Origin of the sequence: Yeosuana aromativorans, from assembly GCF_014646655.1 — a bacterium.
Taxonomy (GTDB): Bacteria; Bacteroidota; Bacteroidia; order Flavobacteriales; family Flavobacteriaceae; genus Yeosuana; species Yeosuana aromativorans.
The window spans coordinates 646,717-670,861 of record NZ_BMNR01000002.1; the positions used below are offsets into that span (position 1 = coordinate 646,717).

General features: G+C 34.6%; 23 protein-coding genes. 13 read left to right on the forward strand and 10 right to left on the reverse strand.

What is annotated here, in order from left to right; genetic code table 11:
* Positions 1-22: 22 nt before the first annotated feature.
* Together carB and rpmH are read right to left on the reverse strand one after the other, a co-directional pair.
* Positions 23-2,875, reverse strand: coding sequence for a carbamoyl-phosphate synthase large subunit (gene carB, locus IEW94_RS06265; RefSeq protein WP_188651057.1), 2,853 nt, complete (start codon positions 2,873-2,875; stop codon positions 23-25).
* 104 nt (positions 2,876-2,979) lie between these two features.
* Positions 2,980-3,141, reverse strand: a complete 162-nt coding sequence (gene rpmH, locus IEW94_RS06270) for a 50S ribosomal protein L34 (protein WP_188651059.1) — start codon at positions 3,139-3,141, stop codon at positions 2,980-2,982.
* A 300-nt stretch (positions 3,142-3,441) separates the two neighbouring features.
* Here rpmH and IEW94_RS06275 point away from each other — a divergent pair, with 300 nt between their 5' ends.
* On the forward strand, positions 3,442-4,017 hold the full coding sequence (locus IEW94_RS06275; protein WP_188651061.1) for a DUF2892 domain-containing protein: 576 nt from the start codon (positions 3,442-3,444) through the stop codon (positions 4,015-4,017).
* Between the two features lie 7 nt (positions 4,018-4,024).
* Here the strand turns inward: IEW94_RS06275 and IEW94_RS06280 are convergent, their stop codons facing one another.
* Together IEW94_RS06280 and IEW94_RS06285 are read right to left on the reverse strand one after the other, a co-directional pair.
* Positions 4,025-4,954 (reverse strand): lytic transglycosylase domain-containing protein, encoded by a 930-nt coding sequence (locus IEW94_RS06280; RefSeq protein WP_188651063.1) that lies wholly within the window; start codon positions 4,952-4,954, stop codon positions 4,025-4,027.
* A 34-nt stretch (positions 4,955-4,988) separates the two neighbouring features.
* Positions 4,989-5,654: an alpha/beta hydrolase gene (locus IEW94_RS06285; RefSeq protein WP_188651065.1), complete on the reverse strand. Its 666-nt coding sequence runs from the start codon at positions 5,652-5,654 to the stop codon at positions 4,989-4,991.
* A gap of 116 nt (positions 5,655-5,770) precedes the next feature.
* Here IEW94_RS06285 and IEW94_RS06290 point away from each other — a divergent pair, with 116 nt between their 5' ends.
* The gene (locus IEW94_RS06290; protein ID WP_188651067.1) at positions 5,771-6,067 is read left to right on the forward strand and encodes an N-acetyltransferase; all 297 of its coding nucleotides are present in this window, start codon (positions 5,771-5,773) and stop codon (positions 6,065-6,067) included.
* Between the two features lie 54 nt (positions 6,068-6,121).
* On the opposite strand, the gene mtaB is transcribed toward IEW94_RS06290, so the two are convergent.
* Entirely contained in the window at positions 6,122-7,453 is a 1,332-nt protein-coding gene (mtaB, locus tag IEW94_RS06295; RefSeq protein ID WP_188651068.1) for a tRNA (N(6)-L-threonylcarbamoyladenosine(37)-C(2))-methylthiotransferase MtaB, read from the reverse strand.
* A gap of 57 nt (positions 7,454-7,510) precedes the next feature.
* Between mtaB and IEW94_RS06300 the strand changes: the two genes are divergently transcribed.
* Positions 7,511-9,127, forward strand: coding sequence for an ABC transporter substrate-binding protein (locus IEW94_RS06300; protein ID WP_229669471.1), 1,617 nt, complete (start codon positions 7,511-7,513; stop codon positions 9,125-9,127).
* Here IEW94_RS06300 and IEW94_RS06305 read toward each other — a convergent pair.
* The 4 genes from IEW94_RS06305 to IEW94_RS06320 form a co-directional block, all read right to left on the reverse strand.
* Positions 9,114-9,809, reverse strand: coding sequence for a lysoplasmalogenase family protein (locus IEW94_RS06305; protein ID WP_188651073.1), 696 nt, complete (start codon positions 9,807-9,809; stop codon positions 9,114-9,116). The genes IEW94_RS06300 and IEW94_RS06305 overlap by 14 nt on opposite strands.
* A gap of 141 nt (positions 9,810-9,950) precedes the next feature.
* Complete coding sequence (locus tag IEW94_RS06310) at positions 9,951-10,868, reverse strand: TolB-like translocation protein (protein WP_188651090.1); 918 nt, start codon at positions 10,866-10,868, stop codon at positions 9,951-9,953.
* A 38-nt stretch (positions 10,869-10,906) separates the two neighbouring features.
* Positions 10,907-12,082 (reverse strand): GlmU family protein, encoded by a 1,176-nt coding sequence (locus IEW94_RS06315; RefSeq protein WP_188651092.1) that lies wholly within the window; start codon positions 12,080-12,082, stop codon positions 10,907-10,909.
* Between the two features lie 146 nt (positions 12,083-12,228).
* Complete coding sequence (locus tag IEW94_RS06320) at positions 12,229-12,480, reverse strand: type B 50S ribosomal protein L31 (RefSeq protein WP_188651099.1); 252 nt, start codon at positions 12,478-12,480, stop codon at positions 12,229-12,231.
* Positions 12,481-12,638: 158 nt separating this feature from the next.
* Here IEW94_RS06320 and IEW94_RS06325 point away from each other — a divergent pair, with 158 nt between their 5' ends.
* The 7 genes from IEW94_RS06325 (at position 12,639) to IEW94_RS06355 (ending at position 19,702) form a co-directional block, all read left to right on the forward strand.
* Complete coding sequence (locus IEW94_RS06325; RefSeq protein WP_188651101.1) at positions 12,639-13,157, forward strand: DUF4199 domain-containing protein; 519 nt, start codon at positions 12,639-12,641, stop codon at positions 13,155-13,157.
* A 54-nt stretch (positions 13,158-13,211) separates the two neighbouring features.
* Positions 13,212-14,159 (forward strand): glycosyltransferase family 2 protein, encoded by a 948-nt coding sequence (locus IEW94_RS06330; protein ID WP_188651103.1) that lies wholly within the window; start codon positions 13,212-13,214, stop codon positions 14,157-14,159.
* Positions 14,160-14,211: 52 nt separating this feature from the next.
* Positions 14,212-15,942 (forward strand): phospho-sugar mutase, encoded by a 1,731-nt coding sequence (locus tag IEW94_RS06335; protein ID WP_188651105.1) that lies wholly within the window; start codon positions 14,212-14,214, stop codon positions 15,940-15,942.
* Positions 15,943-16,030: 88 nt separating this feature from the next.
* Positions 16,031-17,857 carry an ABC transporter ATP-binding protein gene (locus IEW94_RS06340; RefSeq protein WP_188651107.1) on the forward strand — a complete coding sequence of 609 codons (1,827 nt, stop codon included), beginning with the start codon at positions 16,031-16,033 and terminating at the stop codon, positions 17,855-17,857.
* 309 nt (positions 17,858-18,166) lie between these two features.
* Complete coding sequence (locus IEW94_RS06345) at positions 18,167-18,709, forward strand: RNA polymerase sigma factor (RefSeq protein ID WP_188651109.1); 543 nt, start codon at positions 18,167-18,169, stop codon at positions 18,707-18,709.
* Between the two features lie 33 nt (positions 18,710-18,742).
* Positions 18,743-19,243: a hypothetical protein gene (locus tag IEW94_RS06350; protein ID WP_188651111.1), complete on the forward strand. Its 501-nt coding sequence runs from the start codon at positions 18,743-18,745 to the stop codon at positions 19,241-19,243.
* An 18-nt stretch (positions 19,244-19,261) separates the two neighbouring features.
* On the forward strand, positions 19,262-19,702 hold the full coding sequence (locus IEW94_RS06355) for a sensor of ECF-type sigma factor (RefSeq protein ID WP_188651113.1): 441 nt from the start codon (positions 19,262-19,264) through the stop codon (positions 19,700-19,702).
* A gap of 29 nt (positions 19,703-19,731) precedes the next feature.
* Here IEW94_RS06355 and IEW94_RS06360 read toward each other — a convergent pair whose 3' ends face one another.
* Complete coding sequence (locus IEW94_RS06360) at positions 19,732-20,778, reverse strand: WD40/YVTN/BNR-like repeat-containing protein (RefSeq protein WP_188651115.1); 1,047 nt, start codon at positions 20,776-20,778, stop codon at positions 19,732-19,734.
* A 103-nt stretch (positions 20,779-20,881) separates the two neighbouring features.
* Here IEW94_RS06360 and IEW94_RS06365 point away from each other — a divergent pair, with 103 nt between their 5' ends.
* The 3 genes from IEW94_RS06365 to IEW94_RS06375 all read left to right on the forward strand — a co-directional run bounded on the left by IEW94_RS06365 (position 20,882) and on the right by IEW94_RS06375 (position 24,138).
* Complete coding sequence (locus tag IEW94_RS06365; RefSeq protein ID WP_188651117.1) at positions 20,882-22,096, forward strand: RsmB/NOP family class I SAM-dependent RNA methyltransferase; 1,215 nt, start codon at positions 20,882-20,884, stop codon at positions 22,094-22,096.
* Positions 22,097-22,106: 10 nt separating this feature from the next.
* Positions 22,107-23,213: an endonuclease gene (locus IEW94_RS06370; RefSeq protein ID WP_188651119.1), complete on the forward strand. Its 1,107-nt coding sequence runs from the start codon at positions 22,107-22,109 to the stop codon at positions 23,211-23,213.
* Positions 23,214-23,277: 64 nt separating this feature from the next.
* Positions 23,278-24,138 carry a fructosamine kinase family protein gene (locus tag IEW94_RS06375; protein ID WP_188651121.1) on the forward strand — a complete coding sequence of 287 codons (861 nt, stop codon included), beginning with the start codon at positions 23,278-23,280 and terminating at the stop codon, positions 24,136-24,138.
* Positions 24,139-24,145 lie beyond the last annotated feature (7 nt).

Consider the following 24,145-nt stretch of genomic DNA (forward strand, 5'->3'; position numbering starts at 1 on the left):
TAAATAAGTGGCTTTTTTTGTTCTATTTATTCAAATACATTTTTCGTCTGGAATACAGATCGTAAAATTGATCATCTTTTAAGCTATCAATAAATAAAATGCTTTCGCCTGTACTTTTCATTTCAGGTCCCAATTTTTTATTCACATTCGGGAACTTATTAAAAGAGAATACGGGTTGCTTAATGGCATAGCCCTCTAAATGTGGCTTAAAGTCGAAATCTGTTACTTTGTTTTCTCGCAACATTACTTTGGTAGCATAATTAACATACGGTTCTCCATACGCTTTTGCTATAAACGGAACCGTTCTTGATGCTCTTGGGTTGGCTTCAATTATGTAAACAACATCATCCTTTATGGCAAACTGAATATTTATCAACCCAACGGTATGTAAAGCCTTTGCTATTTTTACAGTGTGGTCTTTTATTTGCTGCATAACCAAATCGCCTAAATTAAATGGTGGCAACATGGCATTACTGTCTCCTGAGTGGATTCCACAAGGCTCAACATGCTCCATGATTCCGATAATATAGACATTTTCGCCATCACAAATTGCATCAGCCTCAGCTTCAATAGCTCCTTCTAAATAATGGTCAAGGAGTAATTTGTTATTTGGTATGCTTCTAAGCAAACTAACAACATGTTCTTCCAATTCCTTTTTATTGATAACAATTTTCATGCCTTGCCCACCTAAAACATAAGACGGTCTCACCAATATAGGGAAGTTTAATTTATCTGCAACAGCTAAGGCTTCATCAGCAGATTCAGCTGTGTCAAACTCTGGATAAGGAATATTGTTTTCTTTCAACAAGTTGGAAAAACTGCCTCTATCTTCAGCTAAATCCAATGATTCAAAACTAGTTCCTATAATTTTTATACCATATCTTGATAATTTCTCAGCAAGCTTTAGAGCGGTTTGTCCACCTAACTGAACAATGACGCCTTCTGGTTTTTCATGTTTGATGATATCATAAATATGTTCCCAAAAAACAGGCTCAAAATACAGTTTATCAGCCGTATCAAAATCTGTTGAAACGGTTTCTGGGTTACAGTTGATCATAATGGTTTCATAGCCACATTCAGCTGCTGCCAAAACACCATGCACACAACAATAATCAAACTCAATACCTTGCCCAATTCTATTCGGTCCAGAACCCAATACAATAATTTTTTTCTTGTCTGTTACGACACTTTCATTATGCGCAAAACGGTTTCCATCTGCGGTTTCCATATCACTTTCAAACGTAGAATAATAATATGGGGTTTGTGCCTTAAATTCTGCTGCACAAGTATCAACCAGTTTATAAACCCTATTCACACCAAATTCCTCGCGTTTATTGTAAACCTGACTTTCCAAACAACCCAACATGTGGGCTATTTGTCTGTCTCCATAGCCTTTTTGCTTAGCCTCCAGCAATAAATCTTTCTGAATGGTATCTATATTGTAAGTGGATATTTCTTTTTGAAGGAAAAACAAGTCTTCAAATTGTCTTAAAAACCACATGTCAATCTTAGTGATTTCATGAATCCTGCTCAATGGGATTCCCATCTGGATAGCATCATAAATTATAAAGACCCGATCCCATGATGCATATGTGAGCTTTTCTATAATCTGCTCGTAGTTTTTGTTTTCTTTACCATCAGCCCCAAGTCCGTTTCTCTTAATCTCCAATGATTGTGTGGCTTTATGGAGTGCCTCTTGGAATGAGCGTCCTATACCCATAACTTCACCAACCGATTTCATTTGAAGTCCCAGTGTACGGTCACTACCTTCAAATTTATCGAAATTCCAACGTGGAATTTTTACAATCACATAATCCAGTGTTGGCTCAAACAAAGCGGAAGTGGATTTTGTGATTTGGTTTTGCAACTCATCCAAATGATAGCCTATAGCTAATTTAGCTGCAATTTTAGCAATGGGGTAACCCGTTGCTTTACTGGCCAAAGCCGAAGACCTTGACACCCTTGGATTGATTTCTATAGCTATAATATCCTCATTTTCATCCGGACTCACCGCAAACTGCACATTACATCCGCCCGCAAAATCACCTATGCTTCGCATCATATGGATGGCCATATCACGCATTTTTTGATAGGTCCTATCACTTAAAGTCATAGCTGGAGCTACCGTAATGGAATCTCCTGTATGAATCCCCATTGGATCCATATTTTCAATGGAACAGATAATGACCACATTGTCATTAGCATCTCTTAGAAGCTCTAATTCAAATTCTTTCCAACCAATCAAAGCTTTATCAATCATCACTTCATGAATAGGAGACTCTTCCAACCCATGCGTTAACAATCTATCAAAATCTTCTTCTCTATGAACAAAAGACGCTCCTGCTCCACCAAGTGTAAAAGATGCTCTAATAACCAAAGGGAATCCAAACTCTTGGGCTATTTCTTTCCCTTTTAAATAGGATGTGGCCGTTGCTTGGGGCGCCATTGGAATGCCAATTTTAAGCATCAACTCTCTAAACTTCTCACGATCTTCCGTAATATTGATAGCATCAATATCTACACCAATAATCTCAACGCCAAAGTCGTTCCAAATGCCCTTTTCATCCGCTTCGATACATAAGTTCAAGGCTGTTTGACCTCCCATAGTAGGCAAAACGGCATCAATTTGTGGATGTTCTTTTAAAATTTTTATCAATGATTTTGTGGTAAGCGGCAACAAATACACATGGTCTGCCATGGAAGGGTCCGTCATAATTGTTGCTGGATTGGAATTGATTAAAATCGTTTCTATTCCATCTTCCCGTAATGATCTTAGGGCTTGAGATCCTGAATAATCAAACTCACATGCTTGCCCTATGATGATAGGACCAGAACCAATGATTAGTATAGATTTTAGCTTTGGATTTTTTGGCATTTTTACTTTTTGTGTTTTCTGGTTTATTAAAAATTTTGTTATAAGATATAAAAAAAGGCGTTACACCTAAGCAACACCTTTAATTTATTGGAAATGAAAAATCATTATTTTTTATGTCTAGCTTCAGATGATACCGACAATCTTTTTCTTCCTTTAGCTCTTCTTCTAGCTAACACCTTTCTACCATTAGCAGACGCCATTCTTTCTCTGAAACCGTGCTTGTTTCTTCTCTTTCTTTTTGATGGCTGAAACGTTCTTTTACTCATTGCCTAATATCTTTAAATCTGAATAATTGTATTTGTTTTTTTAATTTTTGGGTTTCCCTAAAACCGAGCGCAAATATACAAAGAGTTTTTACTTTGACAAACCTTATTTTAAAAATATTTTCATTAATTGAATTTTAAAATACTTTCCTTGTAAAGCTAATATTTTTGGGCACCTTGTTGATTTTTTGTGAAAGCTCCATTAGGTCCTTTTGATAAAAATTTAGTTTCTTTGCAGTCAGAAAAAGACTTTTGCACATCTCAAACATTAAACGTGCATATAACCTTTTATTAAACCATACAATGTACAACAAAATCATAAAACTTATTATAGCGGCTGGTATTATAGCGTATGCCGTATATCAATTTACAGAAGGATTTATAGGCAATGGTATCATGCTTATATTATTATCATTGGTCTTTGTGTTTTTATACTTTAAAAACGAATTTATTTTATTGGCTTTTTTAAGGTTAAGGAAACAAGATTTTGAAGGCGCTAAAAAATGGCTCAACAAAATTAAAAACCCAGAGTCTGCCTTAGTCACCAAACAACAAGGATATTATAACTATTTGCATGGTATCATGGTATCACAAACCAATATGAACGAAGCCGAAAAATATTTTAAAAAGGCTATTTCTTTAGGGTTGTCCATGGATCATGATTTGGCCATGGCTAAATTAAATCTATCTGGTATAGCCTTTTCAAAGAGACGAAAACAAGAAGCCCAAAAACTACTGTCTGAAGCTCAAAAACTGGACAAACAAGGTATGTTGACCGACCAGATAAAACTGATGAAGGAAAACATGAAGCGTGCCCAAATACCTAACCAACACTACGGAACCGGCGGTTCTATAAGAGCACAAAAACGAAGAGGATAAGAGCGGTTTAGTGCACGCTGTTGTAATATCCCTTTTCGGGAATTTCAATCATATACTTTTTACCGGATTTATTAGCAAGGAATCTGTCCCGTAACCAAGGGTTATGTATTTTTAAAATTTTGTAATTGATGCCGAAATCCTTGGCGAATTTTGTAAAATCACTAACAGAAGAATCCACTTCTACCTTAAAAGTTGGGATATTGTTATATAAGTCCTTTTCCCTAAAGTTAAAACCGTACCTGTCAGGATGTGTCAAGATTTCCTTTAACGCCACTATTCTAAACACATATCGACCGGTTTCTTCCCCTAACAACAAATCATAATAATTGGACACCTCTTGTTCTTCCAAACGCCTTGAGATACCAGTGTCACCAGCGTTATAAGCCGCTGCCGCAAGTGTCCATGAACCCAATTTTTCTTTTGAATTCAGCAAATATTTACAAGCCACTTCCGTTGACTTTTCAAGATTGTAGCGTTCATCTACATTATCATTAACCTCTAGGCCATTCTCTTTGGCGGTAGCCTTCATAATTTGCCAAACACCAGTTGCATTGGCACTAGAAACGGCATTGGTCAAGCCACTTTCAATCACTGCCAAATATTTAAAATCATCAGGCACACCATTCTTTTTCAAAATAGGTTCAATAATGGGAAAGTATTTTTTGGCTCGTTTAAACATTAACAATCCGTTTGATTGCCAATAGGTGTTAACAAGCAACTCCCTATCTATTCGTTCGTGTATGTCTGGATCTGTTAGCGGCAAAGGTTCGCCCGCAAAATTCAAGCTTTCTGGTATTTGTAAGGCATATACATTATAATCATTGATGAGTTTTTTTTCAAAATTCTCATCTGTTGGGGCGTCTTGAAGGGCATAAATAAATAAGGCTGTTAAACTTAATAATCCCACAAACGCAAGTGCTCTTTCTATAGTCTTCATAGCTAATAAGTTTTGCTTAAAATTAATAAATATTTTAATCTGATAAAATAATATCTGGTAATTGTTCATTAAACCATTTATACTTGTTGATGATCATAATATGCGTTCCATTTTTAATGGTGATACAGTTTTCAATGTTCTTTATTGGAAACACAGCATCGTTTTCACCATGAACATGAATAATATTCGGAATTATGGTTTCTTGGTTCCAGTTGACCATTTGCTCAATGGCCCAATCCAAATACTTACTATCACTCACAGATAGGTATCGCTTATATAATTCCAACCGTTTTTTTACATTAGAACCAAACGCATATTTGGCAAAGGCATCAATATTTGTTGCCAATTTAGTAGGCAAAAGTTTGTAGGCCTTGGTCACTTTTGCCAAAAGCATGCGCTTGGGTAGTTCATGCATGGTTTTCACACTTGATATAATAATTAACTTTCTGTATTTAATATGCTTACTGATTTCTTGTACCAAAACGCCTCCAAATGATACCCCAATCAAAACACAATTTGAGTATTTAATATTACTTGAAATTCGCACTGCATAAGCCTCAAGTGATTCATTATCAGTAGGTATTATCCATTCCAGATAATGAACAGCAAAGCGCTCTTCAGGCAGTTTTATATACTCAAATATTTTGGGGCTCGCTGCCATCCCTGGCATTAAATAGACATGTATTATCTCTTGATTCATAAGGTTTTAACCTTTGTATATCGCCTCTATAACGATTTTTTTTGTAAATTTGCAACACAAAGCTATATAAATTAGCGTTCACTGGTTACTATTCTTTTCAAATAAAACACTTTATCATGATTGATGCTGCAGAATTAATAGACAATGATTTTTTACGTCAGTTTGAAATCAAAATTGACGATCACCTTGCTAAAATTGAGTATTCCTTACAAGAACGAAAGATTTTCTTGACCAAATTGGTTATTCCTGATGACATCAATAGTGAAAATTTTAGCAACGAATTTTTAACTGCTGTCTTTGAACAAATTGAGGACCGTAACCTAAGCATTGTTCCAACAAGTCCTGAAATAGCGAAATTTGTTAGAAAAAACAGAAAATACAAGCGAATGCTTCCTGTTGGCGTAAGAATTTGATTTTTATCAAAAAAACTAATAAAAAGCCCAGAACATACGTTTTGGGTTTTTTATTTACAGGGCAAACTCATTGACAAATTCAAACCTTACCAAACCATCATCATCAATATTGGTGAGTTCTATATCGTGCAATGTATTGACTAAATCAGGGTTCCATGGGGTTTTTACTTTCACATAATTTTCTGTAAACCCATGAATATAGCCTTCTTTGTTTTCACTTTCAAACAGCACGGTTCTAGTGGTTCCTAGTTGGCTTTCATAAAAGGCACGACGCTTTTTAGCTGAAAGTCCACGCAACATTTTACTGCGCTTATGTCGTACATTCATAGGTACAACACCATCCATATCTACCGCTTCCGTATTATCTCTTTCGGAATAGGTAAACACATGCAAGTATGAAATATCAAGTTCATTTAAAAAATGATAGGTCTCTAAAAAATGTGCATTGGTTTCACCAGGAAATCCAACAATCACATCAACCCCTATGCATGCATGTGGCAAGACTTCTTTAATTCTTGAAACACGGTCAACATACAATTCCCGATTGTAGCGACGTTTCATCTTTTTTAAAATGTCATTACTTCCCGACTGTAACGGAATATGAAAGTGAGGCACAAAGGTATTGCTGTTAGAAACAAAATCAATAGTCTCGTTCTTTAAAAGATTGGGTTCAATGGACGAAATACGCAAACGCTCAATGCCTGCAACCTCATCCAAAGCTTTTACCAATTCAAAAAAAGTATGTTCATGCTTTTTGTTACCAAACTCACCTTTTCCGTAATCTCCAATATTTACACCCGTTAGAACAATTTCCTTAATATCCTGTTCTGCTATTTCCTTGGCATTCTTTAAGACGTTCTCTAAAGCATCACTCCTGGAAATACCCCGTGCCAACGGAATGGTACAATAGGTACATTTATAGTCGCAGCCGTCTTGCACCTTTAAAAAGGCTCGGGTTCTATCACCTATTGAATAACTTCCAACATAAAAATCGGCGTCTTCAATTTCACAGGAATGCACTTCTCCAAAATCGTTTTTTGATAAGTCGTTCAAATAATCGGTAATCTTGAATTTTTCGGTAGCTCCCAAAACCAAATCCACGCCATCAACATCAGCTAATTCCTGTGGTTTTAACTGGGCATAACAACCCACAGCTGCCACAAATGCCTTAGGATTGGTCTTTTGAGCTTGCTTAACAATGGTTTTAAAACGCTTGTCGGCATTTTCAGTAACCGAACAGGTATTGATTACATATATATCAGCTTGTTCTGAAAAATCAACACGGTCAAAACCTTCATCTGTAAAACTTCTGGCTATGGTTGATGTTTCAGAAAAATTCAGTTTACAACCTAAAGTATAAAATGCGACTTTTTTTCTAGCGTTCATTCTTGTATTTTTACCAAGTGGGCAAATTTACAACTTATAAATGATATGATAAAACCAATGGCTTTCATCTTAAGACAATCATTCATCTATCTTTCAATAAGTTGTATAGTCTCAGTATTGTTTTCTTGCAGAAATGACGCCAGTAATATCAATGAGTCTCTTGTTTTTAGATACAATGAACACAAAAACATTGGTTCTTTGGATCCAGCTTTTTCAAAAGATATTGCCGATATCTGGGCAACCAATCAGTTATTCAATGGTTTGGTACAAATGGATGACAGCCTTCATGTTCAACCCTGTATTGCCAAACATTGGACTGTTTCAAAAGATGCCCTAACCTATTCCTTTTTTTTACGAAATGATGTTTACTTTCATAAAGATGTTCTATTTGGAAAAGATTCAACCAGAGCAGTAACTGCTTATGATTTTGAATATAGTTTCAATAGACTGCTTGATAAAAAAATAGCATCTCCAGGTGGCTGGGTTTTAAACAAAGTTGATACGTTTAAAGCCATTAATGATAACCTGTTTCAAATTAAATTAAAACAACCATTTCCTGCTTTTTTAGGGCTACTGACCATGAAATACTGTAGCGTAGTCCCCAAGGAAATTGTTGATTTTTATGGAACAGATTTTCGCTCACACCCCATTGGCACAGGGCCTTTTATGTTTAAACGTTGGGAAGAAAACATTAAACTGGTTTTTAGAAGAAATCCTGATTATTTTGAAAAAGACAGCTCAGGAAAAAGCTTACCTTATTTGGAAGCGGTTGCCATTACTTTTTTACCCGATAAACAAAGTGAATTTTTGCAGTTTACACAAGGCAATATCGATTTTGTTTCGGGGTTGGACGCTTCCTATAAGGATGACATTTTAACTGCTGATGGGAAGCTCCGTGATACATATAAGAAAACTGTCAATATGATACGCGGCCCTTATTTGAATACCGAATATCTAGCATTTTTTATGGATTCCAATATTTCTGAAATACAATCTGAATCCATTCGAAAAGCCATAAACTATGGCTTTGACCGTCAAAAAATGATGGTGTATTTACGTAATGGTGTGGGCATACCTGCCAACGGTGGTTTTATTCCCAAAGGATTACCTGGATATAATGGTAAGATTGGTTTTAATTACCAACCCGAAAAAGCCAAAGAATTGGTCTCTAAATACATCACTGAAAGTGGCAACAAAAACCCAGAAATTACCATTACCACTACCAGTAACTATTTGAGCTTCTGCGAGTACATCCAAAAAGAACTGCAAAAAACAGGGTTAACGGTACATGTAGATGTCATTCCTGCGGCAACCTTAAAAGAAGCCAAAGCCAATGGCAAACTGGATCTATTTAGGGCCAGTTGGGTTGCAGATTATCCTGATGCCGAAAACTATCTGTCCCTATATTATAGTAAGAATTTCGCACCAAACGGCCCCAATTACACGCACTTTAAGAATGATCTATTTGATGAGTGGTTTGAACAATCTTTTACAGAAACCAACACCAAACAACGTGAACTATTATATTCCAAAATGGACTCGTTGGTGATGCAAAAAGCTCCTATTGTTCCTTTATTTTATGATGAAGTGGTCAGGTTTACTAGAAAAAATGTTAAAGGCTTGGGAATAAACCCAACTAATTTATTGGAATTGAAAAAAGTTAAGAAAGATTGACCTTGTATTGTTGTCCTTCTATGACTCCTAAAACAATATAATACATAGAAATCCCATAAAACATCATAATAAAAAAATCCTCAAAAGGCAGGTGTTGCTTAAATGTTTTTATAGCCATCATACTCTCGCTGATTATATAAATCATCACTCCCACGAATACATACATATAACTCTTTTTACCGCAAACACCTTTTCTTAAATAAGCAAATTGAAACATTAACAACGATAGAAAAAAGCTTACAAGTGCAGGCACCAAGAACTCCTTAAGCCCATTAAGAACTATACTAATTAAAAAAACAGCATAAGCAAACATTATGATTGAAAAGGGAACCAGTCTTAAAACATCAAAATCATTTTTATGGGAAAAATTAAAGCTGAAAAACACTTTCCCTATTGAGAAAAACAACAAACTCAATCCTAAAAAAACAATATTGTTATGGTTTATTATCAACAAATCCCCAATAAGAAAAGAACCTAAGCCCAAAAACATCCATACATGTTTTTTATCATCACTTCCTGCTTTATTTTTAAAATAATAGCCTAACAGAAATAACACTATCAAAGGTTTGGATATAAATCTGTAGGGAAATATAGGACAATACAATTTTACTAAAACATCAACCAATAGAACTATAAAGAATACAATTGTAAACTTTGTGTTGCAAGTAAAAATGCTCTTCATTTAGGTGTTAGGGAAAATTAAATTCTGGCTGAAAATATAAAAAATACCCATACACCAAACTTAATTAGTCACTTTTTAGATGAAATGCTACAATTTTTAAATTAGCCTTTATTATTAAATTATTTTAATGGTCAAAACCGACTAATTCAAAGTAAAGTAATAGATGTCATCTTCTCCTTTTCCACCGGCTCGTTTTGAAGAAAAATATCCCGATGCATTATCTGCATCAATAATAAAACAGACATCATCTTCATTACTGTTTATTGGCTTAGGTAATTTCACTGCTTTTTCAAATTCACCTTTAGCATTCAAAACACATTTATAGATATCATAACCACCAAATCCACCAGGTCTGTTTGATGAAAAATAAAGGATATTATCAGCACTCATAAAAGGAAACATTTCACCACTATATGAATTGACAGTTGACCCTAAATTTTTAGGCTGGCTATAGGTGTTATTTGATAAAATGTCAACCTTAAAAATATCAGATGTTCCTTTGGCGCTTTCCTTGCCTCCTCTAATATTAGCTGTAAAATATAGGGTTTTGCCATCAGGACTTATTACTGGATGCGCATACGAATAACGCGGTTTACAAAATGGCAACACCTTAAAATCAGTCCAGCCAACACCTTCCTTGTATTCAGCTACTTCAATATGGAAATTGCTCTCTTTGTAGTCGCCTTTGGGTTTGTTGCGCCTATTTATGTAATTGGTAGTAACATAAAGCTTTTTTTTATCAGGTGAAAAAACAGCATTTGTTATTTGAAAAACATCTTCTTTTGGATCAATTTGAAGAAGTTTAACATTGTTGATATTGCCTGTTTCATCTTTTATACCGGTATATAAAGTTAAAATACCTTGATCAAAAAAGGTTTTTATCTTTCCGTTTTTATTCAATAAATATGATGTGAACAAAACCTCATTAGACTGACCAACAGATAAACCAAAATGCGGTTTGTCGTCATTTATATCAATATTCTTAACAATGTAATTGGGTGATTGAGAGAATCCTGAAAAGTTCAAAATAAAACACAAACAAGTAAGCAATACCTTCATAACTTCAATAAAATAAAATTAAAGTTACTAAAAGTTATCTATTCCCGTCTATATTTTTTGGTCTGCTCAAAAACATGCTCCAATATGTCCGCATCTTGTTGGGTGAATTCCATGTTGCGTCTAGACATTACTGTTTTGGCAACTTCAAATGCTTTTTTGGTTAAATACGTTGTAAATCCCCCATATCCGCCCCAAGTGAAACTTGGTATGAAATTACGGGGAAATCCACTTCCAAAAATATTGGCGTTTACACCCACAACCGTTCCTGTATTGAACATGGTATTTATGGCACATTTACTGTGATCACCCATAATAAGTCCGCAAAACTGCAACCCAGTTTTAGTAAAACTCTCTGTTTGGTAATCCCATAATCGCACTTCAGAATAATCGTTTTTAAGATTTGAATTATTAGTGTCAGCACCAAGGTTGCACCATTCTCCTAAAACGGCATTTCCTAAAAATCCATCATGCCCTTTGTTTGAATAGGCAAAAAGAACCGAATTATTGACTTCGCCTCCAACTTTACTGTATGGCCCAATGGTTGTTGGTCCATAAATTTTAGCTCCCATTTTAACGATGGCACCTTCACAAATTGCTAACGGTCCGCGAACAAGTGCACCTTCCATGATTAAAGTATCTTTTCCAATATAAATAGGGCCATTTGTAGCATTAAGTGTAACAAATTCCAAAGTAGCACCTTCTTCTATAAAAATATTTTCCGGATCAATCACATTGTTACTGGACGGAATTGGTTTTGATTTCCTGTCTTTGGTTATCAAGTTAAAATCATCTTGAATAGCCTCACCATTTTTTGAAAAAATATCCCATGTATGTTCAATTCTGATAATATCATCATTAAATTCAATGGCTTCAAAAGTTGAGAAATCAATATTTTCTTGGGCTTCTTTTGTAAAAAAAGCAATAATATCTTCATCTTTAAAGATAGCCTGATTATTTTCAAGTCCTTTGACCATTTCAACCAATTCAAAATTTGGAAGATAGGAGGCATTGATCATAATGTTCTCTTCCATTTCAACCATCGGATACTTCTCAGACAAATAATCTTCAGTCACTGTAGTGGTTGTAGAGTCCAGATAAGCTTCCCATTTTTCGCGAATGGTCAATATGCCAACCCTAATATCGGCAACGGGTCTGGTAAAGGTTAAAGGCAGCAGGTTATTCCTAAAAGGACCGTCAAAAAGAATATAGTTCATGAGGCTTGCAAGTTATATGCTAAAGTTAATAGTTTTATGCTATGTACCTTAAACCATTCGTTATTATGCACCAAAAGTAGATTAATTGCGCAAAATAAAAAAGCCTTTCAGTAATAGAAAGGCTTTTAAAATATATTGTGTTAAGCTTATTTTTTAAACTTAGCATATTTGTTTTTAAACTTATCAATACGACCAGCGGTATCAACTAATTTAGATTTACCTGTATAGTAAGGATGAGATGTTCTTGAAATCTCCATCTTAACAAGTGGATATTCAACACCATCAACTTCAATCGTTTCATTTGTATTGGCGGTAGATTTTGTTAAAAAAACATCATCATTAGACATGTCTTTAAAAGCTACTACTCTATAATTTTCTGGATGTATACCTTTTCTCATCGCTAAACGCTTTAATTCTTTTCAATTTTGGAAGTGCAAATTTAAGTATTTTTTACAAATGAACAATACTTTTTAATATTTTTTATTTTACCCCTTTATGTAACGTTTTATTATCTTTGTTTACTAACTAGTCAACTAATTTAAAAACCAAAATTATTATGGAACCACAACAACTATCTCCTGGTAAATTTGCTAGAAACTATGGCGTTATTTTAGGAATCATCCTCATTCTTATAGCCGTTATCATGTATGTAACCGGTATGCAACTTGAAGGCGTTCAATGGCCAATGTACATTTACTATGTAATCTTCCCTGTATCTATTTTTTATGCCATAAGCCAATACAAAAAAGCACAAGGTAATGTATTGTCACTGGGAGAAGCCATAAAAATTGGGCTTGTTATAGCCGTTATAAGCGCTTTGGTTTATGCGGTTTATAATTTATTGTTCAACTACGTTATTGATCCAGAGTTCACAAAAGAAGCTGTTAAGGCTGAATTGGACAGAATGTTGGAAAGCGGCAAAATGACCGAAGAAATGATTGAACAAACTGCCAAAATAAGAGAGATATTTACAAATCCGTTTGTAGGAACCACTATCTGGATTGCTTTAAGCGCCATTTTTGGTTTGATTTACTCATTGATTGCCGGATTGATAATGAAACGCGAGCAACAATAAAAGCTTATTTTATTTTGAGTATTTTTGAAGCTTCAATTATTGAGATAAATTTACATGAACATATCTGTAGTCATACCACTACTTAATGAACAAGAATCATTAACAGAATTATATGATTGGATTGCAAAAGTTATGCAGTCCAATCATTTTTCTTATGAGATTATTTTTATTGATGATGGCAGTGACGACAACTCATGGGAAACCATAACCCAACTTTCTGCAAAAGACAAACAGGTTAAAGGCATTCGGTTTCTAAAGAATTACGGAAAATCACAAGCACTTCATGCTGGTTTTGAAAAGGCCCAAGGCGATGTGGTCATCACCATGGATGCCGATTTACAGGATAATCCAGATGAAATACCTGAACTTTACAACATGATTATCAAAGACGGCTTTGATCTGGTTTCTGGCTGGAAAAAGAAACGTTATGATGCTATCCTGTCAAAAAATTTGCCTTCAAAATTATTTAATTGGGCTGCCAGAAGAACATCGGGTGTCAAATTACACGACTTCAATTGTGGTCTTAAAGCCTATCGTTTAGAGGTTGTCAAGCACATAGACGTAAATGGTGAAATGCACCGCTACATCCCTGTGCTATCAAAAAATGCTGGTTTTAATAAAATCAGTGAAAAAGTTGTACAGCATCAAGCCAGAAAATATGGAGAAACCAAATTTGGTATGGACCGTTTTATCAATGGTTTTTTAGACCTCATAACCATTTGGTTTTTATCCCGTTTTGGTAAACGCCCCATGCACTTATTTGGAAGCTTAGGTGTTATCATGTTTGCCATTGGTTTTGGTTTTTCATTATATTTAGGTATTGACAAAATATTTTTGAATCCCTTTGGAAGATTAATTACAGAACGTCCTCAGTTTTATATTGCCTTGTCAACCATGATTATTGGCACACAATTTTTTGTTGCCGGATTTTTGGGCGAAATTATATTGAGAACAAAACCAGAAAAAAAACGCTATTCCATTAAATCTGAACTAAATTTTTAAGTCATTTTAATTAATTTTGACTTTTAGTGTTAACAAACAAATTCCATAAACCATGATACATATAGAACCAGAACTTTTAAATAGAGTCAATACTTGGTTAACACCATCTTTTGATGACGATACCCAAACCCAAATAAAAGAAATGATTGCATCAAATCCTGTTGGCTTGAAAGAAAGCTTTTATAAGGATTTGGAATTTGGAACTGGTGGTATGCGTGGTGTTATGGGTGTAGGAAGTAACCGGATAAACAAATACACACTTGGCAGAAGCACTCAAGGATTAAGCGAGTATATGCTTGACTATTTCCCTGGTGAAACACCAAAAGTTGCTATTGCTTATGACTGTAGACATAATAGCAAAACATTAGCAAAAGTTGTTGCCAACGTATTTTCTGCAAATGGCATAGAAGTCTTTCTTTTTGAAGACCTCCGCCCTACTCCAGAATTATCCTTTGCCTTAAAACATTTAAACTGCCACTGCGGAATTGTGCTTACAGCATCGCACAACCCACCAGAATACAATGGGTACAAAGTTTATTGGCAAGATGGCGGTCAATTAGTGCCTCCTCAGGACGATGCCATCGTCAATAAAATAAACAACACAGAATACGCTAATATTAAGTTTAAAGCCAATGAATCTTTAATCAATTATATAGGAAAGGATATTGATAATGTCTTTATTGATGCTTCATTAAAAAATGGAAGTTTTAATATTTCCCAATCAGCTAAAGACAATTTAACCATCGTATTCACATCGTTACACGGAACATCCATCACTTTGGTTCCTGAAACCTTAAAACGGGCTGGTTATAAAAACGTTCATATTGTTAAGGAACAAGAAGTGCCAAATGGTGATTTTCCAACGGTGGCCTCTCCAAATCCAGAGGAACCTGCCGCATTAAAAATGGCTTTGGAACTGGCCGAAGAAGTAAATGCCGATATTGTGATAGGTACTGATCCTGACTGTGACAGATTGGGTGTTGCTGTTCGCAATTCTGAAAACAAACTGCAATTACTCAACGGAAACCAAACCATGGTCGCTATGACCGATTTCTTATTGAAACAATGGAAATCAAATGGAAACATTAAAGGAGAGGAATTTATTGCTTCAACTATAGTGTCTACACCTATGATGAGCGCTCTAGCCAACGCCTACCAAGTTGATTGCAAGATTGTTTTGACTGGTTTTAAATGGATTGCTAAACTCATCAAAGATTTTAACACGTTAAACTTTATTGGTGGTGGCGAAGAAAGCTTTGGCTTTATGGTTGGTGATTTTGTAAGAGATAAAGACGCCGTTACATCTACGCTTTTAGCTTGTGAAATTGCAGCCCAAGCTAAGGCTAATGGCAGTTCGTTTTTCAACGAGCTTATAAACTTGTACGTTTCACATGGTTTCTACAAAGAACGATTAATTTCCCTAACAAAAAAGGGCATTGAAGGTGCACAGGAAATCAAACAAATGATGATTGATGCCAGAGAGAATCCTTTAAAAGTGGTGAATGGTTCTAAAATCGTGAAAATTGACGATTATCAGTTATCCATTTCAAAAAACTTAATCACTGGTGAAGAAACCACCATTGATATTCCAAAATCCAACGTACTTATTTACAAGACTGAAGACGGCAGTCAAATTGCTTTGAGACCAAGTGGAACAGAACCTAAGATAAAGTTCTATATAAGCGTAAACACTAAATTGGACAATGTGTCAGCATTTAAAGCTACGGAACAAAAATTGGAAAGCAAAATAGACGCTATTGTAAAAGACATGAAATTAGCTTAGTCTTAAACAATAAGTCTATTAAATTATGCTCTTTTGCTAATGGCATCTGATCATAAAAACAACATTACAAACAGATGACACTTAGTTAATGAACCAATTTATAAATATCCTAAAATACGCTAAACCTTATAAACGGTTTGCGTTAGGGCATATCATATCAAATATTCTTTATGCATTATTTGGTGCACTTTCTTTTATGGCACTAATACCCATGTTAGACGTGCTTTTTAAAGAGAACACCCAAAAGGCTATCAAAGAACCCGTTTATCAAGGAATTGGCCATCTTAACGCCTATTACAAGGATTTTATGGCATACCAGATTAATCTGTATGCCCAGCAAGATAAAGCTAAAGCACTCATTTTTATTATTGCTTTTATTATCATCATATTCTTACTGAAAAACCTATTTAGTTATTTGGCCTATTATTTTATGGTCTTTTTACGAAATGGTGTGGTAAGGGATTTAAGAAATGCCGTGTATAAAAAAACAGTGGAATTACCTCTTTCATTCTTTTCTGAACAGAAAAAAGGTGATATCATGGCGCGTGTCACCAACGATGTAACAACCTTACAGTATTCTATGTTGCCTGTTCTGGAGCTCATTTTCAGGGAGCCACTCAGTATTATTTTTACTGTAATTATAATGCTTATTATAAGCGTAAAACTTACCATTTTTGTCTTTATTTTTATTCCTTTATCTGGTGTGGTCATTTCCAGAATTGGCAAAAGTTTAAAACGAAAATCCGATCGCGTTCAAAAAGAACAAGGCGTTATATTGTCAACCATAGAAGAAACCTTAACAGGTTTGAGAATCATAAAAGGATTTAACGCCGAAGGTATCTTCAACCAGAAGTTCAATGAGTCAACATCTAGGTTCTACCATTTTTCAAATAAATTATTAAACCGTCAAAACCTAGCATCTCCAACCAGTGAAATATTAGGCGTCATTGTTATCTCAATACTTTTATGGTATGGCGGTCAATTGGTGCTAGTAGACAAGTCATTGGATGGCAGCTCTTTTATTGCCTATATTGGTCTGGCCTATAATATTTTAGTGCCCGCTAAAGCAATCTCCAGAGGACTTTACAATATCAAACAAGGTAATGCGGCTGCAGAAAGAATACAAGAGATTATTGATACACCTAACCCTTTAAAGGACAAGGAAAATGCACTTATTAAAACAGGTTTTGATTCTCAAATTGTATTTGATAACATCTCTTTTAAATATCAAGACGAGTATGTTTTAAATGATTTTTCCTTAACCATTCCAAAAGGAAAAACTGTTGCGTTGGTTGGGCAATCAGGAAGCGGAAAATCTACCATTGCCAATCTAATCACGCGTTTTTATGATGTCAATAAAGGGTCTATTTCTATTGATGGCATTGACATTAGAGACCTGTCAACACCTTCCTTAAGGCAACAACTCGGTATTGTTACCCAAGATGCCATTTTGTTTAACGATAGCATTAAAAACAATCTGAAACTAGGAAAATTTGATGCTACTGATGAAGAGGTCATCGAGGCCTTAAAAATTGCTAATGCTTGGGAGTTTGTAAAGGACTTACCAGATGGTATTGATACTAATATTGGCGATTCAGGCAACAAACTCTCTGGTGGACAAAAACAACGACTAAGTATTGCCAGAGCGGTATTAAAAAGTCCGCCAATAATGGTTTTGGACGAAGCCACTTCGGCTCTTGACACAGAAAGCGAGCGCTTAGTACAAGTTGCTTTAGAGAACATGATGAAAAACAGAACATCCATTGTGATTGCCCACAGGCTTTCTACCATCAAAAATGCTGATGAGATTGTGGTTTTGAACAAAGGGAAAATAGTAGAACAAGGAAAACACAACGAACTTATTGCCAAAAATGGTGTCTACAAAAAACTGGTGGACATGCAAAGTTTTGAATAGTTTCTAATTAAATAAAAAGTAAAAAAGGATAGAGATTTGGGCTTCTATCCTTTTTTTGTTTATTGCTAGACTTGGGGCAGACTAACAACATAAGTAGATTTTGATATTGTAAAATTAAATCAAAAAAAACTATCCTGCAAGAAAAAATGCATTTAATCGTATTAAAAATACATTTCATCGATTATTTTAAACCTATATAGTTATAAATCAGCTATTTAATATTTTCATAAATTTTAAATAATTTTACTGTAAATTAAAGGCGTTTAAACTTTTAGTAATTTGAACAGTCTAAATCTGTAAAAGGCACGCGTGACTCCAGAACATCAATTAGTAGAACAGCTAAAATCAAAGCAGCATATAGATCAAGCCTTTAAAGAATTGGTGTCTTTATACAAGGAGCGGCTGTATTGGCATATACGGAATATTGTAAAATCACATGACGATACCGATGATGTTTTACAAAACACCTTTATAAAGATTTACAAAAACATTCATGCCTTTAAAGGAGACAGCAAGTTGTTTTCATGGATGTACAGAATAGCAACAAATGAAGCCATAACATTTATAAATAAAAAAGCTAAGCAATTACAAATTTCAAATGAAGAGGTGCAACAACAGGCAATTGAAAATCTAACAACAGACGTTTATTTTGAAGGCAACAATATTCAGTTGGAATTACAAAAAGCCATAGCCACCCTACCTCAAAAACAACAAATGGTTTTTAACATGAAGTATTTTGAGGAATTGAAGTTTAAAGATATGGCCGATATTTTAAATACCAGCGAAGGCGCCCTGAAAGCATCATACCATATTGCGGTAAAAAAAATCGAGAAGTATTTAACTAGAAATTAAACCTTTACCAAAAAAAACAGTCTTATAAGTACAATGAAAAAGAGACGTATAGAACATATTGAAAAAACAGGTTTTAAAGTACCGGAGACCTATTTCAAAGATTTTGAGGACACCTTATTAAGTGAGTTGAATCTTAAGGATAAAGTTTCTGCAACAGGTTTTCAAGTTCCTGAAGATTATTTTGAATCGTTAGATGAATCTATTTATAGCCGTGCCTCCAAAAACAAACAAGGTAAAGTCATTGATCTGGTTTCTTTTAAAAGAACAGCGTACACAGTTGCTGTTGCAGCTAGTTTAGTGCTTATGTTTAGTGTGTTTTTCAATAAAAAAGAACCATTAACTTTAGACAGCATTGAAACAGCTAGTATAGAAAATTACATTTTGAATGAAGATCTTGAAACAACTGATATAGCATCATTATTTTCAAATGTTGATGCATCTAATTTAAATGACATGGACGTGAATTTAAATTCTGATTCATTGGAAGATTACCTTTTGGAAAATTTAGATGTTGATGATTTGATTTCAAACTAATAACCTAATAGTAAAAACATGAAAAAAACACTCACAACAGTCTTTGTTTTAGGTTTTTATCTACTATCATTTTCGCAAGATAATAGAGACAAAATAAAAACCTTAAAAATTGCCTATATAACAGAAAAATTAAACTTAACCGAAAAGGAAGCCCAAGCGTTTTGGCCCATCTATAATAACTTTGAAGATGAATTTATGAGGCTTAAGCACCAATCATATGATAAAAGAAAGAATGTGGATTTGCAAAACATATCAGATAAAGATGCTGAAGCTTTACTAAATGAAATCCGCTCAATGGAAAATAAAAAATATACACTTAAAGAGAATTTTATAAATGACTTATCAAAAGTTATTCCTGCTAAAAAAATAATTCTGCTCAACAAAGTTGAAGACGACTTTAAGCACAAAATGTTTGAGGAGTTTAAAAACAGGCGAAGAATGCAGCAACCTAGGCAATAAAAAAAGAGGAACAACTTGTTCCTCTTTTTTTATTGCCTGAATATTAATTTAGAAATTCTGCCATTACCTGAAGCATATGCAACGGTATCATTTAAAAACCTAAGGGTATAAAATCCTTCATCACTTATATGTCTCCAATTATATCCGCCATCATTAGAGAAATCAATGCCCTTAAATCCTAACGCAATTAACTCTTTCCCATTTCTATTAGGCACATACTGCACACAGCTTCTGTAACCCGGCGTTTTGTTTTTTGCAACTACGTACCAGGTTTTTCCACCATCTTCAGTCAATATTTTATTACTGTATGTATCATCTGGATTGGTATAATCGCCCCCAATGGCAAAACCATGAAGCGTATCATAAAAGTCAATTGAATAAATGCCTTCAGTAGCTTTTTCTTGTACTATTGGGGTTTTAAAAACCTCCCAAGTATGTCCCTTGTTTTCAGAATAATGGACATTTCCGGCAGTTGTTGCAACCCATGTTTTATCCCCAATGATTTTAATATTGGTGTTACTTGCCGCAAAAGCCCCTTCGCCTTCTTCCGCTTTTGGCAAATCTTCACATGGAATTTTATTCCATGTACTTCCTCCATCCCTGGTAATTATAATGGATAAGCATCCGTTTACACTATCCCCAATGGCAATGCCTTCTTGGTCATTCCAAAAGTTTAGAGCATCATAAAAAACACCCGGACCTTCTTCTTTGTAAACCAATTCCATTTCACCAGAATCACCAGTCTTAAATAATAATGCCGGGGTATCAATACTCAGCATAAAAAAATCATTTGATGTATGACCAATCGCTCTAAACTGTAAATTCAAACTATCAAACTCCTGTTTAGAAATCAACCAACTCTTCTTCAAAGGATTGTAAAGTCCAAAAGCATTGTTATTGGCCGCAAAGGCTAAACTACCATCTTTTAGGATGTCAATAGCTCTAATGCTTAACAAAGAATCCTGTAGAATTGTTTCTGTTTCTACTTTGGAAATATTTCGAGGCATAAATGTGTCCTTTCTTTTGCAGGAAAGTAAAATTGATGATATTATAATAACGAAAAGGAGTTGTTTCATCTACTTTATTTTTTATAAAAATAGGAAAGTCAACTTAATAAACAGATAAACCATTTAACAAATCAACATTTAAAATGTAACTTTGCACCCTTATTTATAAAACATGCGATTACACAGAAATTTATGCTTTTCGGTTATAGACGGATTAACCTTAATTTTTAACGAAGGAAACTATGCCGATAAAGTTATTCAACAACTTTTAAAACGCGACAAACGATGGGGTGCTAGAGACAGGGCTTTTGTTGCTGAAACCACTTATGATATTGTTCGTTGGAAACGTTTATATGCTGAAATTGCAGAAGTTAAAGAACCGTTTGACAGAGATAATCTTTGGCGTATGTTTGCCGTTTGGGCAACCCTAAAAGGTATTAAACTGCCCGACTGGACTTATTTTGAAAACACACCAACCCGAAAAATAAAAGGTCGTTTTGATGAACTTTCCAAAATTAGAAAACTAAGGGAATCCATTCCAGATTGGTTGGATGAATTAGGCGAAAAAGAATTAGGCAAAGCTGTTTGGACCAAAGAGATTGCTGCATTAAATGAGCAAGCCGATGTTATTTTAAGAGTCAACACCCTTAAAACAACCAAGGAAGCATTGCAAGCTGAATTGTTTGACCAAGACATCGAAACAGATGTTTTACCAAACTATCCAAATGCCTTAAAACTTAAAGAACGTGCCAATGTATTTCAAACGGAACAATTTAAAAACGGTCTATTTGAAGTTCAGGACGCCTCATCACAATTGGTTGCAGAATTTTTAAATGTCCAACCAGGCATGCGTGTGGTGGATACTTGTGCTGGTGCTGGAGGCAAAACATTGCATATAGCTTCCTTGATGGAAAATAAAGGTCAAATTATCGCATTGGATATTTATGCCAATAAACTCCACGAATTGAAACGACGTGCCAAACGAAATGGTGCCCATAATATTGAAACCCGCTCCATTGAATCAACCAAAGTCATTAAGAAGCTATATGACAAAGCAGATCGTGTCTTGATTGATGCGCCATGTTCTGGTTTGGGTGTGCTGCGCAGAAACCCTGATGCCAAATGGAAATTGCAACCCGATTTTGTTGAAACCATCAAACAAACACAACAAGACATTTTACAGCAATACTCCAGAATGGTAAAAGTTGGTGGCCAACTGGTGTACGCAACCTGTTCTGTGTTACCATCTGAAAACCAAAAGCAAATTGACACATTCTTAACATCTGAATCTGGAAAAAATTTTACTTTTGTAAAAGACAACAAAGTGCTTGCCCATAAATCTGGCTTTGATGGGTTCTATATGGCATTGTTGGAACGAAAACAATAACTATTCTAACATGAAACACATTTACTTTCTTTTTTTATTTATTTCAACATTCAGTTTTGCTCAACCTGCAGGTTATTACAATACTGCAACCGGAACTGGCGCTACCCTAAAGACCCAATTACACAATATCATCAATAATAATTTCAATAGCTCATCTACATCAAATTATGGAGATTTATGGACGTTGTATGATGATACTGCTTTTAAGGACCATTATTATGACAACGATGGCACTTTGGTAGATTTATATACTGAAATACCTTCTGGGTCTGACATATATACATTCACAACCATTACAGATCAATGTGGAAATTATAGTGGAGAAGGTGATTGTTATAATAGAGAGCATGTTATACCTAAATCATATTTTGGTGGTAGTGACGTGTATCCTATGTATTCTGATGCAAATTTCGTGTTTCCATCTGATGGGTATGTTAATGGAAAACATAGCAACTATCCATATGGGGTAGTTGCTTCTGCCAGTTATACGTCTTCAAACGGCTCTAAATTAGGCAACAGTCTAAATTCTGGATATTCCGCAGGCTATTCAGGAACTGTTTTTGAACCCATTGATGAATTTAAGGGTGATGTAGCAAGAGCATACTTTTACTTTTCAACACGTTATGAAGACCAATTGTCTGACTTCTATGCCAATTATTCTACAAGTGAGGTTAGTGTCATGTTTGATGGGACAACAATGCCTGCATTTAGTCCAACATTTTTAAATATTTTATTGACTTGGAATGAACTAGATCCTGTTAGCCAATATGAAATAGATAAAAATAATGCCGTCTACACATTTCAAGGAAATAGAAATCCTTTTATTGATCACAATGAGTATGTAACTAAAATTTGGGGAAGTGCATTATCAACTAATGATTTAGCTCCAATCAAATTTAAAATCTATCCAAATCCTATAAAAGATAATTTTGTATATATTTCATCAACCCAAGATTTAGATGTCATCATTTATAATGTTTTGGGAAAAACCATTGAAACAAAACATATCAGTCCAAATAACAACAAAATTGACGTTAGCAATCTAAGTAAAGGCATTTATTTGATAAAGCTTACCTCAGATCAAGGTAGCGTCACAAAAAAATTAGTTAAACAATAAATCCCAACAAAAGCTTATCTGTTAAAACCGTCTTTTTTTGGACGGTTTTTTTATTTTTAAAGTAATGGATCCAACTTTTAAAGAACATATTGCAAGTCTCCTTGGTGAAGCAATAAAAAACTTTCATCACATGACAGGTGGAGATATTTCCCAAGCTTTTAAAATAACTACCGAACACAACCACTATTTCATTAAAATAAATACTACCAAAAATGCGCTCAACATGTTTCAAACAGAAGCGGACGGGCTTAGATTAATTAATGAAGCAAACACTATAAAAACCCCAAGGGTTTTGCTTTGTGACACATTTGAAAACGCATCGTTTTTGCTCATGGAGTTTATTGATAATAAAACACCTTCAAGTCTTGATTTTAAAAATTTAGGAATACAACTAGCCCAATTACATCAGGTTACTTCAGAACACTTTGGATTGCATCAAGATAACCTTATTGGCAGTTTACCCCAAAGTAATTCCAAGCATAAGTCTTGGATAGACTTTTACACAAAAGAACGCTTGATCCCGCAATTGAAACTGGCAAAACAAAATGGTTTCCTTTCACCTAATGAATGTCCTTCAGAAAACCACATCAAAGAACGTTTAGAATCGTTGTTTTTAAACATCAAACCATCCTTATTGCATGGCGATTTGTGGAGTGGCAATTATTTGATTTCAAAAAAAGGCGAACCGTATTTAATTGATCCTGCCATTTATTTTGGGCACCATGAAGTTGATATCGCCATGACCAAATTATTTGGTGGTTTTGGAAAGGACTTTTATGATTCATATCACAGCATATTTCCTAATGATAAAAAAACACCATCACGAATAGAAATTTATCAATTATATTATCTTATGGTTCATTTGAATTTATTTGGAAAATCCTATTACCCATCAGTAAGTAGCATACTCAAAAAACATTTTTAACGCCATT